The 16,671-nt window shown below is 64.3% G+C and carries 15 protein-coding genes; 6 read left to right on the top strand and 9 right to left on the bottom strand.

All coding sequences use genetic code 11. The annotated features are described in order from the left end of the window. Window positions 1–32 precede the first annotated feature (32 nt). Window positions 33–1,316, bottom strand: a complete 1,284-nt coding sequence (gene eno / locus HZZ16_RS25090) for a phosphopyruvate hydratase (protein WP_197952537.1) — start codon at window positions 1,314–1,316, stop codon at window positions 33–35. A gap of 174 nt (window positions 1,317–1,490) precedes the next feature. Here eno and HZZ16_RS25095 point away from each other — a divergent pair, with 174 nt between their 5' ends. After that, window positions 1,491–2,468 (top strand): Vgb family protein, encoded by a 978-nt coding sequence (locus HZZ16_RS25095; RefSeq protein ID WP_197952538.1) that lies wholly within the window; start codon window positions 1,491–1,493, stop codon window positions 2,466–2,468. Between the two features lie 135 nt (window positions 2,469–2,603). After that, window positions 2,604–3,056 (top strand): preQ(1) synthase, encoded by a 453-nt coding sequence (queF, locus tag HZZ16_RS25100; protein ID WP_197952539.1) that lies wholly within the window; start codon window positions 2,604–2,606, stop codon window positions 3,054–3,056. On the opposite strand, the gene glsA is transcribed toward queF, so the two are convergent. Then, window positions 3,053–4,927 (bottom strand): glutaminase A, encoded by a 1,875-nt coding sequence (gene glsA / locus HZZ16_RS25105; RefSeq protein WP_197952540.1) that lies wholly within the window; start codon window positions 4,925–4,927, stop codon window positions 3,053–3,055. The genes queF and glsA overlap by 4 nt on opposite strands. 133 nt (window positions 4,928–5,060) lie before the next feature. Then, window positions 5,061–6,149, bottom strand: a complete 1,089-nt coding sequence (locus HZZ16_RS25110; protein ID WP_197952541.1) for a cyclase family protein — start codon at window positions 6,147–6,149, stop codon at window positions 5,061–5,063. Between the two features lie 116 nt (window positions 6,150–6,265). Between HZZ16_RS25110 and HZZ16_RS25115 the strand changes: the two genes are divergently transcribed. Beyond that, window positions 6,266–7,336 (top strand): CobW family GTP-binding protein, encoded by a 1,071-nt coding sequence (locus tag HZZ16_RS25115; RefSeq protein ID WP_197952542.1) that lies wholly within the window; start codon window positions 6,266–6,268, stop codon window positions 7,334–7,336. 58 nt (window positions 7,337–7,394) lie between these two features. Here HZZ16_RS25115 and HZZ16_RS25120 read toward each other — a convergent pair whose 3' ends face one another. From HZZ16_RS25120 to HZZ16_RS25130, 3 genes are all read right to left on the bottom strand, one after another. After that, complete coding sequence (locus HZZ16_RS25120; protein ID WP_197952543.1) at window positions 7,395–8,603, bottom strand: MFS transporter; 1,209 nt, start codon at window positions 8,601–8,603, stop codon at window positions 7,395–7,397. Beyond that, window positions 8,603–9,451 (bottom strand): 3-deoxy-8-phosphooctulonate synthase, encoded by an 849-nt coding sequence (kdsA, locus tag HZZ16_RS25125; RefSeq protein ID WP_197952544.1) that lies wholly within the window; start codon window positions 9,449–9,451, stop codon window positions 8,603–8,605. The genes HZZ16_RS25120 and kdsA overlap by 1 nt, the downstream gene beginning before the upstream one ends. 112 nt (window positions 9,452–9,563) lie before the next feature. Continuing rightward, a complete protein-coding gene (locus HZZ16_RS25130; RefSeq protein ID WP_197952545.1) occupies window positions 9,564–9,890 on the bottom strand; it encodes an NIPSNAP family protein in 327 nt (108 codons plus the stop codon). A gap of 210 nt (window positions 9,891–10,100) precedes the next feature. On the opposite strand from HZZ16_RS25130, the gene HZZ16_RS25135 reads away from it, so the two are divergent. Together HZZ16_RS25135 and HZZ16_RS25140 are read left to right on the top strand one after the other, a co-directional pair. Beyond that, on the top strand, window positions 10,101–10,574 hold the full coding sequence (locus HZZ16_RS25135; protein ID WP_197952546.1) for a hypothetical protein: 474 nt from the start codon (window positions 10,101–10,103) through the stop codon (window positions 10,572–10,574). Between the two features lie 240 nt (window positions 10,575–10,814). Continuing rightward, window positions 10,815–11,759 carry a tetratricopeptide repeat protein gene (locus HZZ16_RS25140; RefSeq protein WP_197952547.1) on the top strand — a complete coding sequence of 315 codons (945 nt, stop codon included), beginning with the start codon at window positions 10,815–10,817 and terminating at the stop codon, window positions 11,757–11,759. Between the two features lie 42 nt (window positions 11,760–11,801). On the opposite strand, the gene pyrG is transcribed toward HZZ16_RS25140, so the two are convergent. The 3 genes from pyrG to tpiA all read right to left on the bottom strand — a co-directional run bounded on the left by pyrG (window position 11,802) and on the right by tpiA (window position 14,887). Further along, window positions 11,802–13,433 (bottom strand): CTP synthase, encoded by a 1,632-nt coding sequence (gene pyrG, locus HZZ16_RS25145; RefSeq protein WP_197952548.1) that lies wholly within the window; start codon window positions 13,431–13,433, stop codon window positions 11,802–11,804. A gap of 166 nt (window positions 13,434–13,599) precedes the next feature. Further along, window positions 13,600–13,983: a preprotein translocase subunit SecG gene (secG, locus tag HZZ16_RS25150; protein ID WP_036009912.1), complete on the bottom strand. Its 384-nt coding sequence runs from the start codon at window positions 13,981–13,983 to the stop codon at window positions 13,600–13,602. Window positions 13,984–14,128: 145 nt separating this feature from the next. Further along, on the bottom strand, window positions 14,129–14,887 hold the full coding sequence (gene tpiA, locus HZZ16_RS25155) for a triose-phosphate isomerase (RefSeq protein WP_197952549.1): 759 nt from the start codon (window positions 14,885–14,887) through the stop codon (window positions 14,129–14,131). Between the two features lie 222 nt (window positions 14,888–15,109). On the opposite strand from tpiA, the gene HZZ16_RS25160 reads away from it, so the two are divergent. Beyond that, window positions 15,110–16,671, top strand: a 1,562-nt coding sequence (locus HZZ16_RS25160; RefSeq protein ID WP_197952550.1) for a SurA N-terminal domain-containing protein, incomplete at its 3' end; no start/stop codon positions are given.

Consider the following 16,671-nt stretch of genomic DNA (forward strand, 5'->3'; position numbering starts at 1 on the left):
GTCTTTCTCTTCGCGCGGATCGAGACGCCGGCTTATGCCAGCGCCTTCAGTGCCGCCCTGCCGCCATAGAGCGCCTGCTTGCCGAGCTGCTGCTCGATGCGCAGGAGCTGGTTGTATTTGGCGGTCCGGTCGGACCTTGCGAGGGAGCCGGTCTTGATCTGACCGCAATTGGTGGCGACCGCGAGGTCGGCGATGGTGGAATCCTCGGTCTCGCCGGAGCGGTGCGACATCACCGAGGTGTAGCCGGCCTTGTGCGCCATCTCGACGGCTGCGAGCGTCTCGGTCAGCGTGCCGATCTGGTTGACCTTGATCAGGATCGAGTTGGCGCGGCCGGTCTTGATGCCTTCGGCGAGGCGCTTGACGTTGGTGACGAAGAGGTCGTCGCCGACCAGTTGGCACTTCTTGCCGATGAGGTCGGTGAGCTCCTTCCAGCCGTCCATGTCGTCTTCCGACATGCCGTCCTCGATGGTCACGATCGGATAGCGCGCGACGAGGTCGGCAAGATACTTCGCCTGCTCGGAGATCGAGCGGGTCTTGCCCTCACCCTCATAGACGTATTTGCCGGCCTTGAAGAACTCGGTCGAAGCGCAGTCGAGGCCGAGCATGATGTCGGTGCCCGCCTTGAAGCCGGCCTTGCCGATCGCGTTCATGACGAAGTCGAGCGCGGCGTCCGCCGACGGCAGGTTCGGGGCGAAACCGCCCTCGTCGCCGACATTGGTGTTGTGGCCAGCCTTCTTCAATTCGGACTTCAGCGTGTGGAAGACTTCCGCGCCGTAGCGCAGACCTTCGGCGAACGAGGATGCGCCGACCGGCAGGATCATGAATTCCTGGAAATCGATCGGGTTGTCGGCGTGCACGCCGCCATTGATGATGTTCATCATCGGCACCGGCAGCAGGCGCGCGGAGGTGCCGCCGACGTAACGATAGAGCGGCATGTCAAGCGAGTTCGCGGCCGCCTTGGCGCAGGCCAGCGAGACGCCGAGAATGGCGTTGGCCCCTAACCGGCTCTTGTTCGGCGTGCCGTCGAGGTCGATCATGATCTGGTCGATCTGGGCCTGCTGCTCGACATCGAGGCCGCTCAGGGCCTCGAAGATCTCGCCGTTGACGGCGCCGACCGCCTTGGTCACGCCCTTGCCGAGATAGCGGGCCTTGTCGCCGTCACGCAGTTCCACGGCCTCATGGGCGCCGGTGGAGGCGCCGGACGGAACCGCGGCGCGGCCGAGCGCGCCGTCCTCTAGCACGACATCGACTTCGACGGTGGGATTGCCCCGGCTATCGAGAATTTCGCGGCCGATGATGTCGATGATGGCGGTCATGATGTCCACTTCCGTTCGTTAGGGCTGATCGGTGCCGCGGGTCTTACACGGGCCGCAAGCAAATGTGAACGCTTGGACGTACCGCTTCGACTGACGCGCAAGGCGCCTCAGAATATGCTCGACCGCATCTGGTCCGCGTGCCCAACCTCAATCTCAAGCAGTCGGGGTAACGCCATGAATCGCCGCCAATTTCTTGCCTCAACCGCCGCGCTGCTCGCGGCCCGCCCAGGTTTTGCGCAGGAAGGCCCGTTCCGGACGAGATACTATCCCATCAGCCCGGGCATCGGCCTCCACGATCTGACGCCCGCCCCGGACGGCACCATCTGGTTCACGGCGCAGGGCAAGGGCCTGCTCGGCAGTCTCGATCCACGCGATGGCCGTTTCAAGACGGTCAGCCTCGGCCAGGGCGCGGCCCCACACGGCGTGACCATCGGCCCCGACGGCGCGCCCTGGATCACCGAAGGCGGCCAGAACGCGATTGCGCGCGTCGACCCTTCCGATCTCAAGGTGACGCTGTTCCGCCTGCCGGAAAGGTTCGCCTCCGCCAATCTCAATACCGGCGTGTTCGACAAGGACGGCACCTATTGGTTCACCGGGCAGTCCGGCTATTACGGCCGGCTGTCTCCGAAGACCGGCGAGATGAATGTGTTCAAGGCGCCGAAGGGGGTCGGCCCCTACGGCATCACTGTCACGCCAAAGGGCGATGTCTGGTACGCCTCTCTCGCCGGCAGCCATATCGCGAAAATCGACCGCGCGGGCGGCAATGCGACCGTGGTCGAGCCGCCGACCCCGAACCAGGGTTCACGGCGCGTCTGGTCGGATTCGAGAGGCCGGATCTGGGTCAGCGAGTGGAACAGCGGCCACGTCTCGGTGCATGATCCCGCCGACGGCTCCTGGAAGACCTGGAAGCTGCCGGGCGAACGTCCCCGCGCCTATGCCGTGTACGTCGATGAGAGGGACAAGGTCTGGCTGACCGATTTCTCCGCCAACGCCATCGTCCGCTTCGATCCCGCCACCGAGAAGTTCAACGTATTCGCCAGCGACAAGGCCAACGCCAATGTCCGCCAGCTTGACGGCCGTCCGGGCGAGCTGTGGGGCTGCGAGTCCGGCAACGACCGCATCGTCATGATCCAGACGATCGCCGCTGGTTGACGGCAGCGGCATTTACGTCCATCCCGGCATCCTCTGGAGCGCGATCTTATCGCGCTCCCATTTCTTCGTTGAGCATGATCTTTCGGAAAACCGGTCTCCACTTTTCCGGATCATGCTCCAAAGGATGTGACGACGATGGCGAAAAAGTCCCTCCAGCTCGGCCGCGCGGTCGAATGGCCGCACACACCGGAAGAGGCCCAGCTCGACCGCGTGCCCAATCCGCAGAAAGGCACGGACTATCTGGTGCGCTTCACCGTGCCGGAATTCACCTCGCTTTGCCCGGTCACAGGCCAGCCGGATTTCGCGCATCTGATGATCGACTACGCGCCGGGGGCGTGGCTCTTGGAGTCGAAATCGCTCAAGCTGTACATCGCGAGCTTCCGCAATCACGGCGCCTTCCACGAGGACTGCACCGTGACGATCGGCAAGCGCATCGCCTCCGAGATCAAGCCGAAATTCTTGCGCATCGGCGGCTATTGGTATCCGCGCGGCGGCATCCCGATCGATGTGTTCTGGCAGACCGGCCGCGTCCCGAAGGGACTCTGGGTGCCCGAGCAAGGCGTCGCGCCCTATCGCGGGCGGGGCTAATAGGCGCTCAGCAAGTCCACCTTGGCATTCGCCAGCACCAGCCGCCGCGCCAGGATGGCGGCGAGGTTGCGCATGATCTTCAACGATGTTTCCGGGTGCAGCCGCCGGTAATCGGCAAAGCTGTCGAGCGGCAGCTCGAGGCAGGTGACGGGCGTGTCGGCGAAGACGTCGGCGCTGCGGCTTTGCTCCAGGATCGCCATCTCGCCGAATTCCATGCCGGGCGCAAGCGAGGCGAGCCGCACGCCGCTGCGCAGCTTCACGCTGACCATGCCGCTCTGGAGAAAGAACAGCGAATTGGCGGGCTCGCCGGCCGCAATGATGCGCTGGCCGGCCGCGTAATGCCGCGTGGTCGACAGCTTGACGATGGCAGCGATCTCCTCGGCGTCGAGCTCGGCGAGCAGCGCCTGCTCGCCGAGCTGTGCGCTCTCCTTGAGATCGGTGAAGCCGCCGAAGCGGTAGATCACCTGGTCTTCGGCCCATTCGATGGCATCGTCGAGCAGCGCGAAGCGGCGCAGGCGGCGCGGCTCGGCGGTGCCTGCGGCAATCGCGCTCCACACCGCGGAGGTGCCCTCGAAACCGGACAGAATGGCGGTGACGCCGGCATTGCCGAGCGCGGTCAGCGTCTCGCCGAGTAGCGCAGCGCCGGCCGCGGTGATGTCGGGGACGCGGCGGAAGTCGATGATCAGCAGCGGTGCGTTCGGCGGCTCGCTGGTGAGCCTTCGCGTGACATAGTCGATCGTGGCGAAATTCATCGCGCCGACCAGCTCGAGCACGCGGATGTCACTGTGCCGTTCGTCGAGGATCTGCTGCTCGTGAGGCTGGCGGCTGCGACGCGAGGAGATGCCGTAGACGTCGTAATCGGCCATGATGCTGGTGCGGACGTCTGCGTTGCGATTGAGCATGTGCAGGTCGAACCGGGCCGACAGCGCCTCGCAGACCTTCAGGCCGCGCACGCTGTTGAAATGGTTGTCGAGCAGCGGCGAGAAGGTGCCGAGCCCGAGCTGCGAGGGCAGCGCCGCGACGATGCCGCCGCCGACGCCGCTCTTGGCGGGAATGCCGACGCGATAGGTCCACTCGCCGGCATAGTCGTACATGCCCGAGCTCGTCATCACCGAGAGCGTGCGCGCGACGACATGCGGCGTGATCACCTGCACGCCCGTCACCGGATTGATGCCGCGATTGGCGAGCGTTGCCGCCATCACCGCGAGGTCGCGCGCGGTCACCAGGATCGCGCATTGGCGGAAATAGACGTCGAGCACGGCATCGACGTCGTCGGGCAGCACCGCGTAATTCCGCAGCAGCCAGGCAATCGCCCGATTCCGGTTGCCGGTCGCGGTTTCCGAGGCGTGCACCGCCTCGTCGACCCCGAGTTCGCGGCCGGCGAACGCGCTGAGCTTGGCGCGGACGCGCTCGAAGGCCCCCTTCCCTTCGACCTCATAGATCAGGCCCGAGCAGGCGATGGCGCCGGCATTGACCATGGGATTGAAGGGACGGTTGTCGTTGGTGAGCCGGATCGAGTTGAAGGCCTCGCCGCTCGGCTCGACGCCGATCGTGGCCGAGACGCGCGCCTCGCCGACCATCTCCAGCGCCAGCGCGAACACGAAGGCTTTGGACACCGACTGGATCGTGAACGGCACCTCGCTGTCGCCGACCTCGTAGACATGGCCGTCGATGGTGACGAGCGCGATGCCGAAATGATCGGGACTGGCGCGCTTCAGCTCGGGAATGTAGTCGGCAAGCTCGCCGGAATTGTCGGTTCGGAATTCGGCGTGACAATCGGCGAGGAAACGCCGCAGCGGCGGCTTGGTGAGATATCCGGTCGAACGGGCCGGACCGGCTACGCTGGCCGAATGGCTGGTCTGGACGTCCACGGTCTCACACCTCGATTTGCTCAGAAACGAAGCAATTCGTGTGCCATGTATACCGGGCTGATGGTGTCGTGGTGGGGAGCGGCCCTTCGCGTGGTGGGCGGGGACGTCCCGCCCACACGCTTTTGTATCCGCGTCAGGTGATCGCGATTGGACAGCCATTGCTGCCGGTAGCGCCTTTGATCGGCGCCGGCGTGAAGCAGTAGACGAACTGGTACTTCTTGTCGGCAATCAACTCGTCAAAGATCAGGTTCTCGTGGTTGAGGATGCCGTGCTTGGTCTGCAATTCGGCGTGAACCACGAAGGCGAGCGACTTGTCGGGATTGGGCACCACTTCGACCGCCCAGGTGTCAGCCGCAGTCAGCGCGAGATCCTTCTCGATGATCCACTTGGCGGCATCGAGGCCGATTCCAGGCTCACCGCTATTGTAGCGATCGTTGTTCTTCATCCACAGGGAGCCCCAGCCGGTGTGGAACATGATCGCATCGCCAGGCTTGATGTCGTTCTCCGCGATGTTTTGCTTCGCGAGCGCCGCCTTGATATCGGCCGAGGTGATCTCCTGGCCCGCGTCCATCATGCCGCCCTTCAGCGCGACCATATCGATCAGGTGGGCGCGTGTGAACAACGGCTTGAGCTTCTCGGCGCCAAGCTTCTTCAGGCCGTAGGCGTCGCTGATCTCGGCGGCGCTGAAGCCGTTGTAGAAGCGCATCTCGCTCTTGTCGCCGTCCTTACCCATCTGGATGCCGATATGCCCGAGCCCGTCGAATTGTGTACCGGTCTGGCCGATTTCGGTGGCGAGAAACTCGTCGTGATAGACGAGCTTGTTGTCGCCGAACGGGCCGCCAGTCGGCCCGCCCGGAATGCGCAACGAGAATGCGCGGGCGCCGAACAACGGCATGCCTTGCTCGTAAACGCGGCCGATCTTGTAGATCTTGCCATCCTTGATCCACTTCACGGCATCGAGAACCTTCTGCGGCGTCATGTGGTTCGACGCGCCAGCCTCGTCGTCTTTGCCCCATTTCGAGGGCCACCAAGGCTTGTCCACGCCCTTTGGCATCGCTGCGGTTTGGGCCTGCGCCGCTGTGATCGGTGCGAGTGAGAACTTGCCGTGCATCGCACCTGCGAATGCCGCCCCAGCCGCACCAGCAAGGCCTGCCGTGCGGAGCAATGTCCGCCGATCGGTCGCGGCCCCGCCCTTCTCTTCATCGCCTTTGGTACCGTCCATCGTTTCCTCCCGGGTTGTGCCCTTTGAGATCGGGCTTAAGATCCTGTTTTCGGAATGCTCGTCCTCGATTAGGCTGTTGTCCAGCGACAAAAATAAGACCAGGGTTGAGGACGCCGATGAGCCTGTTCGAGAGCGACAAATCCGCCGAGCGGACTCCGGTGTCACTGATCACCGGCTTTCTTGGCAGCGGCAAGACGACACTGCTCAACCGCCTGTTGCGCCATGACGCGATGAAGGACAGCGCTGTCGTCATCAACGAATATGGCGAGGTCAGCCTCGACCACCTCCTCGTGGAACGTGTCGACGGCGAAGTCGCCGTGCTTGCGAGTGGTTGTATTTGCTGCACTATTCGCAGCGATCTGGAAGAAACCCTGCGCGCGCTGCTGGTGCGCCGCGATCGCGGCGAGGTATCGCCGTTCCGCAGGATTTTGGTTGAGACAACGGGGTTGGCTGACCCCGCTCCCATCGCTCAGCTGCTGCTGAACAACCCTTTGGTCTCGCATTTCCTGCGGCTAGACACCGTGGTGACGACCGTCGACGCAGTCAATGCAGCGCGGCAGCTCGACCGCCAATACGAGGCGGTAAAGCAGGTCGCGCTCGCAGACCGCCTGCTGATCACCAAGCGCGATTTGGTCAAGGACACTGTCGCACTGGACTTGCGACTTCGTCGCCTCAATCCTGGCGCCAGGATCGAGAGCGTGGTGCATGGCGAGGTCGATCCGGCCCAACTGTTCGGCGCCGCCCTCATTGACCCCGAAAAGAAGACAGCCGACATCGAGCGTTGGCTCAACGAGCAGGCGTTCGCCGACTTTGCCAAGGCGGCGCATGAGCGCGGCCATCATCACGATGACGGTCATGCCCATCAGGCGCATCACAGCCACGATGCATCGATCCTTAGCTTCATGATCGCGTTCGACGATCCCCTTGACTGGATGGCCGTATCGCGCTGGCTCGCGCATCTGCGCGCCACCCGGGGAGAGGACCTGCTGCGGGTCAAGGGCATCTTGAATCTTCGCGATGAAGCGACGCCGGTCGCGGTCCATGGCGTCCATCACGTCTTCCATCCGCCGGTGGCGCTTGCAAAATGGCCCAATGCCGACCGCCGTTCGCGCATCGTGTTCATCACCCGTGGCATTACGCGGCACGAGGTGCTTGACCTCTGGCAGGAGGCCCACGCGAGCGCCTGAGCGCCCTCAAAGACCGCTCGCGAAGCTTCTTGAAAGGGCGCTTCTCCCGGACGCGCCCTCAGACGCGGGCATCTGACGGCGCCCGCTGCTTGAGCAGCCGCGCGCAGACGAGGCCGAGCAACACCATGATCGCGGCGCTCGCAGACAGGGTCGCCATCTTGCCGGCATGCTGGAGCCCGAAGCCATAGGCGAGAGGTCCCACCGTCTGTCCCATGAAGAAGAAGAACGAATGCAGCGACATTGCGGTGGCGCGCGCCTCGACCGAGAGCTCGCTGGCGAAGACCTGGAGACAGCCATGGGCGATGTAGAAGCCCCAGCCCATCACGATAAGATTCAGCGCCTGCACTTCCCAGCGTGGACCGAAGGCGACGGCGATGAGCTGTGAGGCGACCAGTGTCATCCCTGCGATCATCATGCCCTTCACGCCGAGCCAAGGCAGCAGGCGCGACACCGTGAGCGTGTAGAACAGGCCGCCGACCGCAAAGCCGGCGATGACAATGCCAGCGATCGACAGCGAGGTCTGGCCGAGCTCGAACAGGAACGAAGCGATGTAAGGAAACAGCCCGAGCACGCAGCAGCCTTCGATGAACACAGCCGAATAGCAGACATAGGCATTCGGGTTGGTGAAGATGGTGCGATAGCCGGCCTTCAACGCCGACAGGCTCGTCTTCGGCGGATGCTTGACCTTGGCGCCACGAAAGCCGGCGGCGACCGCGATCGATGCGACGATCACGAGCGCACCGAGCACCGCCAGCACGCCGCGCCAGCCGAGGAAATCGCCGATCAGGCCGGAGGCCGAGGCGCCGAGCAGATTGCCGGTCATTGCGCCGGCGAGCGTGCGGCTGATCGCAACCTGGCGTTTCTCGGGCCCGACGAGATCGCTGGTCAGGCTGAGCGCCACCGGAAATACGCCGCCGGAGCCGATGCCCGCGAGGATGCGGGTCGCAAACAGAACCGAAAACGACGTCGAGAATGCGCCCAGGATGTTGGCAAGGCCGAGCAGCGCGAGGCAGCCGATCATCAGCCGCGTCTTGCCGAACAGGTCGGCGGCGGCACCGATAATCGGCTGGATGATCGAGAAGGTGAAGGCGAACACCGCGGCAAAGCCCGCGGCGGTCGCGATGCTGACGCCAAAATCCTCGGCGACGTGCGGCAGCACCGGATCGAGCGCGCGGGCCGACAAGGCAGCAGCAAAGCTTGCGCCTGATATGACGTAAAGCGCCGTCGGCAAGCCGTGATCTTGCGGCTGCGCCTCGCTCTTCTGCATCAACGCGGATTCTTTGCCAGCGCGTCGAACGCCATCAGCCGGGCGATAAGCCCCTCGAACTCGCGCAGCGGCACCATGTTGGGGCCGTCCGACGGCGCGCGATCGGGATCGGGATGGGTCTCTATGAAGACGCCGGCAACGCCGACCGCGACAGCTGCACGCGCCAGCACCGGGACGAATTCGCGCTCACCGCCCGAGGACGTCCCCTTCCCGCCCGGCTGCTGCACCGAATGGGTGGCGTCGAAGATGACGGGCGCGCCGGTGGTGCGTGCCAGGATCGGTAGCGCGCGCATGTCGGAGACGAGCGTGTTGTAGCCGAAGGACGCACCGCGCTCGGTGACGAGCACGTTCGGATTGTTCGCGCTGGTAATCTTGGCGACGACATTGGCCATGTCCCAGGGCGCCAGGAACTGGCCCTTCTTGACGTTGACGACCTTGCCGGTCGCAGCCGCCGCCAGCAGCAGATCGGTCTGCCGGCACAGGAAGGCCGGAATTTGCAGGATGTCCACGGCCTGCGCCACCTCGGCGCATTGGGTGGCTTCGTGCACGTCGGTCAGGACAGGCAGGCCGAGCGAGGATCGGATCTCCGCGAAGATCGGCAGTGACTGCGCAAGGCCCAGCCCGCGCGCCGCAGCCGCGCTGGTGCGGTTGGCCTTGTCGAACGAGGTCTTGTAGACGAGGCCGATGTTCAGCCGCGCGGCGATCTCCTTCAGCGCGGAGGCGACCTCCAGCGCATGCTGGCGGCTCTCGAGCTGGCAGGGCCCCGCAATGATCGCAATCGGCAGGTCATTGCCGAATTTGACCCTGCCGATGGTGACGACCGCCGCCGTTGAATTCGAAGAGCTCAAGGCAAATCCCTCGTTTCGGCGCGACCATAGCCGCCATGAGGGTCGGATCAACCCCATTCGGCCCGGGCTCTTCGAATATCAGGGTTGCGCCAGGGTTCCCTGGCGCCGCCTGCTACTTCACCGCCGAGAAGGCGGTCGGCGTCAGGATCTGGCTGACGATGTTGGCAACGATCTGGCCGTCGGCTTCGCTCTCGGCGCGCGCCTTCATCCAGTCCGGATCGGTCATGAACGCGCCCCACTTCTTCTCGCGCTCGGCGAGCGAGTCCCAGGCCAGGAAATAGGTCAGCTCCTGGTTGGATTCGCCGATCAGAGTGGTGAAGAACCCGGCCTGCTTGATGCCGTGCTTTTCCCAGATCTTCAGCGTGGCGGTCTCAAAGCGCTTCAGCAGCGCCGGCAATCGGCCGGGCATGCAACGATACTGGCGCATTTCGTAGATCATTCATGCTCCTCCCTGACAGGAGCGGCGGTTATACCCGCTGGCCACAACTCTGTCTTGAGCCTCACCCGGGGGCCCCTCATGGCGTTTCGCGCATAGCTCGATAGCGCGGGGCCGGCGCTCTTGATAATGTGCAGGCTCGGTCCGGGCTTATCACCGCCGAAGGCCCGAGAGCAATCGGCGAAACCGAAGCGATCAAAGGGGGCGAAGGCAATGACCTATTTTGATCTCGGACCCTACAGCCGCAAAATCACCACGACTTCGCCGGATGCGCAGCTCTGGTTTGACCGAGGGCTCAACTGGGTGTTCGGATTCAACCACGGCGAGGCGATCAAATGTTTTCGCAAGGCGCTCGAGTTCGATAGCAGCTGCGCCATGGCGCATTGGGGCATCGGCTACGCCGCGGGTCCCAACTACAACCTGCCCTGGGTCCGCTATGACGCGCAAGGCCGTCAATTGGCGCTCGCGGCGTCATACGATGCGACGCAGGACGCGCTCGCGCGGGCGGATAAGGCAAGCCCGGTCGAGCAAGCGCTGATCCGCGCCTTGTCGGCGCGCTATCCGCAGCGCGAAGCGATCGAGGACATGGCCCGTGGGACAAGGCCTTCACGCGAGAGATGCGAAAGGTCTTCGCCACGTATCCCGACGATCTCGAGGTCCGAGCCATCTTTGCCGAATCGATCATGAACGAGACGCCGTGGCTGATGTGGGACCTCGAGTCTGGAGAACCCACCAAGGGCGCCGGCACTGAGGAATGCAGGGCCGTGCTCGAACAAGCTTTCGATCGATGGCCGGCTGCGTGGAATCATCCGGGGCTGCTCCATCTCTACGTCCACCTCATGGAGATGTCGCCCTTCCCGCAACGGGCGATGCGGGCTGGGGACCGGCTGCGGCGCGATCGTCCCCGATAGCGGCCATCTGATCCACATGCCGACGCATCTCGACGTGCTGTGCGGGCAGTACAACGACGTCCTGCTCTATAATCAGAAGGCACTGGCGACCGACCGCAGGTTCCTCGCTTATTCGGACGATCCGGGTGTCTACCTGGTCTATGTCATCCACAACTTCCACTTCGCCATCTACGGCGCGATGTTCCTGGGTCAATACGCCCCCGCGATCGCAGCGGCCGAGGAACTCATTGCCACCGTGCCCGAGCCAGTGCTGCGCATTCAATCGCCCCCCATGGCGGACTTCCTGGAAGGCTATTTGACGATGAAGCAGCACGTTCTCGTGCGTTTCGGCAAATGGCACGACATCATTGCCCAACAGCTGCCGGAGGATCGCCAGCTATACTGCTCGGTGACGGCGATGATCCACTACGCGAAGGCGGTGGCTCATTCGGCGCTTGGCCACGTCGCCGACGCCGAAACCGAGAAAGCGCTGTTCGCACAGGCGAAGACGCGCGTGCCGGAGAGCCGGCTCGTGCACAACAACAAGGTCGTCGCCCTGCTTGGCGTGGCCGAAGCCATGTTGAATGGCGAACTGGAATATCGCAAAGCCAACTTCGACTTTGCGTTCGCTGAGCTGCGCCGATCCGTCGCGCTCAGCGACGCCCTGCCCTATGATGAGCCGTGGGGATGGATGCAGCCACCGCGTCACGCACTCGGCGCTCTGCTGCTGGAGCAGGGACGGATCGAGGAAGCCGAGGCGGTGTACCGTTCCGATCTCGGCCTCGATGGAAAACTGAGCCGGGCCTGCCAGCATCCCGATAATCTGTGGTCGCTTCACGGCTTGCACGAATGTCTCATGCGGCGTGGCGACAAGGCCGAGAGGCCGCTGATCAAGCAGCGCCTTGACCTCGCCCAGGCGCGGGCGGAGGTGCCGATCAAGGCATCGTGCTTCTGCCGCAGGATGGATGTCGCGGCGGCGTAGCCGGACGTGCGAGCAAGACTTCGGCAGGAAGGTCCGAGCCGGCTACACCAGCCGGCTCTGCTTCGCCGCCGCCTCGATGAACGAGGCGAACAGCGGATGCGGCTCGAAGGGGCGCGACTTCAGCTCGGGGTGGAACTGGACGCCGATGAACCAGGGATGATCTTCGTACTCGACGATTTCAGGCAGCACCCCGTCAGGCGAGAGGCCTGAGAACTTCAAGCCGTGCTGCTCGAGGCGGGCCTTGTAGGCGGTGTTGACCTCGTAGCGGTGGCGGTGACGCTCGGAGATTTCGGTGGCGCCGCCATAGACCTGCGAGACCCGGCTGCCGCGACTGAGCGTTGCCGGATAGGCGCCAAGCCGCATCGTGCCACCGAGGTCGCCGGCCTGCGAACGCTTCTCGAGCTCGTTGCCGCGCAGCCATTCCGTCATCAGGCCGACCAGCGGCTCCTTGGTCGGGCCGAACTCGGTGGAGTTGGCGTCCTCGATGCCGACAAGGTTTCGCGCGGCCTCGATCACCGCCATCTGCATGCCGAAGCAGATGCCGAAATACGGCACGTCGCGCTCGCGCGCGAACTGCGCCGCCTTGATCTTGCCCTCCGCACCACGCTGGCCGAATCCGCCCGGCACCAGGATGCCGTTGACGTGCTCGAGGAACGGCGCCGGATCTTCCTTCTCGAAAATCTCGCTCTCGATCCAGTCGAGATTGACCTTGACCTTGTTGGCGATGCCGCCGTGCGAGAGCGCCTCGATCAGCGATTTGTATGCATCCTTCATGCCGGTGTACTTGCCGACGATGGCGATGGTGACGTTGCCCTCGGGGTTGCGGATGCGCTCGTTGATCTCCTGCCAGCTGCGCAGCTCCGGCGGAATCCGCGAGGCGATGCCGAAGGCGGCGAGCACTTCGTCGTCGAGACCCGCATTATGATAGGCCTCGGGGACCGCGTAGATGTTGTCGACGTCGCGCGCCTCGATCACGGCGCTTTCGCGTACGTTGCAGAACAGCCCGAGCTTGCGCCGCTCTTCCTTCGGGATCTCGCGATCGGTGCGGCAGAGCAGGATATCCGGCTGGATGCCGATCGAGCGCAGCTCCTTCACCGAGTGCTGCGTCGGCTTGGTCTTCAATTCGCCGGCGCTCGGAATGTAGGGCAGCAGCGTCAGATGGATGTAGACGGCGTGATCGCGCGGCAGCTCGTTCTTGAGCTGGCGGATCGCCTCGAAGAACGGCAGGCCCTCGATGTCGCCGACGGTGCCGCCGATCTCGACCAGCACGAAGTCGTAATCGTCGTTGCCGTCGAGGACGAATTCCTTGATGGCGTTGGTGACGTGCGGAACCACCTGGATGGTCGCGCCGAGATAATCGCCGCGGCGCTCCTTGGAGATGATGTCCTGGTAGATGCGTCCCGTGGTGATGTTGTCGGCCTTGGTCGCCGGCCTACCGGTGAAGCGCTCGTAGTGACCGAGATCGAGATCGGTCTCCGCGCCGTCGTCGGTCACGAACACTTCGCCGTGCTGATACGGCGACATCGTTCCGGGATCGAGGTTGAGGTAGGGGTCGAGCTTGCGGAGGCGGACCTTGTAGCCCCGGGCCTGCAACAGGGCACCCAATGCCGCCGAAGCCAGACCCTTGCCGAGCGAAGAAACCACGCCGCCGGTGATGAATATGTACCGCGCCATGGGACTTAACCTCTAATCCCCAAAATACGATTCGCCAAAGCGATTCGTCTTCCGCCCCAAAGATTTTGCGGGCCTGTGGGTGAGCCGAAACGAAGAGTGATGACAGTGCCTTGATGGGGATTGTTGATGCAGGACGGTAGCCACCGCCCTGCATGGCCCCCCTGCTTTATTGCGAGCGCGGCACCTGAGGACCGGTCGGAGCCGGTGCCTGCTGCTGCTCGTCGGCCTTCTTCAGCGAATCCAGGATGCCGCCCGAGGTCGGCGGCGCGATCGGCGATCCGCCGGCCGGCTGGGTCTGCGAAGGCTGGCCGATGATCGACGACGGCTTGCGGTCGTAACCGGCATACCAGGACAGGAACAGGCTGGTGAGGAAGAAGCCGACGGCTAGGATCGCGGTGGTCCGCGTCAGAAGGTTCGCCGTGCCGCGGCTCGACATGAAGCCCGCGCCGCCGCCCATGCCGAGGCCGCCGCCTTCCGACTTCTGGAGCAGGACGGCGCCGATCATGACGGCGACGATCATGAGGTGGATGACGATGACAACGGTCTGCATGATATCCTTCCGTCACAAGCGGGCGGCGCCTGACGGCGGCCGATCGCGCTTCGCGGGTTTTCCTGAAGTTGCGCGGTGTTACACGATCGGAGGTGGCATTGCCACCCCGATCGTGCTTGGGACCCACGGTTCGGGGTCGCAGCGTTTAGTTAGGGCAGCCCTTGGCTATGGCAAGGAAATCGGCCGCTTTCAGGCTGGCACCGCCGACCAGCGCACCATTGACGTTCTTCACCGCCATCAGCTCCGCTGCGTTCGAGGGCTTGACCGAGCCGCCGTAGAGGATTCGCATCTTCGCGCCCTCAGCCTTGAACCGGGAGGTCAGGAGTTCCCGGATAAACCCATGAATCTGCTCGACATCCTTGGTTGTGGGGGTCAGCCCGGTGCCGATCGCCCAGACCGGCTCATAGGCCACGACCAGATTGGCGGCCGTCGAGCCATCCGGCAGCGAGCCGGCGAGCTGGCCGCGCAGGATGTCCAGGGTCTGGCCGGTGTCACGCTGGCCCTGCGTTTCGCCGATGCAGACGATCGCAATGGCCCCCGCGCGCCAGGCCGCCTCGGCCTTGTGCCGGATCAGCGCGTCGCCCTCGCCATGGTCGGCGCGGCGCTCGGAATGGCCGACGATGATGGCGGTCGCGCCCGCATCGGCGAGCATTTCGGCGGCGATATCGCCGGTATGAGCGCCGGAGGCCTTGGGATGGCAGTCCTGGGCCCCGACCGCGACCTTCTTGTCGCGCGCCTTCTCGGCGAACGCCGCAACCAAGGTCGCCGGCGGGCAGACCAGCAGGTCGGCCTTATCAGCCACGTCTGCCGCGCCGTTGAGCATGGCGTCGAATTCAGCAGCCTGGGCTTTCAGGCCGTTCATTTTCCAATTGCCCGCGATCAGCGGCCGGATGGCGTCGGTCATGTCAGTATCCAGAGAATGAGGTTTGTTCATGCGCTAGCAGAGGTGCTCCCGCAGTTCCAGAGACCAGAGGCCCTTTAGCCGCAGCTTCAAGCGGTCGCCCGAGGCGAGGTTGCGGGGGGAAAGCCGCCACTTTATGATGATCTATCAATTTGGTGACGCGCTTTTGCGGAATCTGCATTAAGACGCGCTCCGTTCCCCTCCTGACCAAACAAGTTGGACCAAATGCTCCGAGGAATGCGCAAGGCCTCATCGAACTGGCTCGGCAAGACCATTATGGCCGTGGTGATGGGCGTGTTGATCGTCAGTTTCGGCATTTGGGGCATCGCCGACATCTTCAAGGGCTTCGGGCAGTCCACGGTTGCCAAGGTCGGCAGCACGGAGATCTCGCTCAACGAGTTCCGCCAGATCTACACCGACCGCCTGCAACAGATCAGCCGCCAGTTCGGCCGTCCATTGACTCCCGACCAGGCACGCGCTTTCGGCCTTGACCGCCAGGTGCTGCAGCAGACCATTGCCGAGGCCGCGCTCGACGAAGAGGCGCGCCGGCTCGGCCTCGGCCAGTCCGACGAGCAGATCCGCCAGCTCATCATGAACGACCCCAACTTCAAGGGCGTCGGCGGTAATTTCGACGCCAATCGCTTCCAGGCCTTGATCCGCAATTTCGGCTACACCGAGCAGCGCTATGTCGCCGAGCAGCGCAAGGTATCGCTGCGCCGGCAGATCACCGGCACGGTCGGCGCCGGCCTCGAGCCGCCGAAGGCCATGATCGACGTCCTGACGCGCTACCAGAACGAACAACGCGCGATTGAATTCGTCCGGCTCGACGCCGCGCAGGCCGGTCCGATCGACCCGCCGTCCCCCGAGGCGCTTGCCGCCTATTTCGAGGATCACAAGGTCCAGTTCCGCGCGCCCGAATATCGCAAGATCTCCTTCGTCGTGGTCTCGCCGGAAGAGATCGGCAAATGGACCGAGGTCTCGGACGAGGATGCCCGGAAGGTGTTCGAGCAGCGCAAGGATCGGCTGGGCACGCCGGAGAAGCGCCAGATCCAGCAGATCGTGTTTCCGAACGTTGCCGAAGCGCAGGCCGCGCGCGAGCGCCTCGTCGGCGGGACGTCCTTCGAGGACATCGGCAAGGAACGTGGGCTGAGCGCCTCCGACGTGGACCTCGGACTGGTGACCAAGTCGTCGCTCACGCCCGCCGTCGGCGAAGCCGCGTTCGCGCTGCCTGCCGGCGAAATCAGCCAGCCGATCCAGAGCGGGCTCGGCGTCGCAATCGTCAGGGTCGACAAGATCGAGCCGGGCGCCGAAGCCGACTACGCCAAGCTTGCCGGCGACATCAAGCGCGAGATCGCGGCTGACCGTGCGCGCGTCAAGGTCGCCGACCTCCGCGACAAGATGGAAGACGAGCGTGGCGGCGGCTCCAGCGTGATCGACGCGGCGCAGAAGCTCGGCCTCGCCGCCGTGACCATCGAGGCCGTCGACCGCTCTGGCCGCGCCCCGAACGGCCAGCCCGTCGCCAACATTCCGCAGGGCCTCGACGTGGTGTCGCAGGCCTTCAACACCGATGTCGGCGTCGACAACGACGCGATCTCGTTCAAGGGCGGTTATGTCTGGTACGACGTGCTCGCCATCACGCCCTCGCGCGACCGCAATCTCGACGAGGTCCGCGATCAGGTCGAGGCGCGCTGGCGCCAGGACCAGATCGCGGCCAAGCTGAAGGCCAAGGCGACCGAGATGGTGCAGAAGCTCGAAGCGGGCGGCAAGCTCGCCGACGAGGCCGCCGC

This window comes from Bradyrhizobium glycinis, from assembly GCF_016031655.1.
Taxonomy (GTDB): domain Bacteria; phylum Pseudomonadota; class Alphaproteobacteria; order Rhizobiales; family Xanthobacteraceae; genus Bradyrhizobium; species Bradyrhizobium glycinis.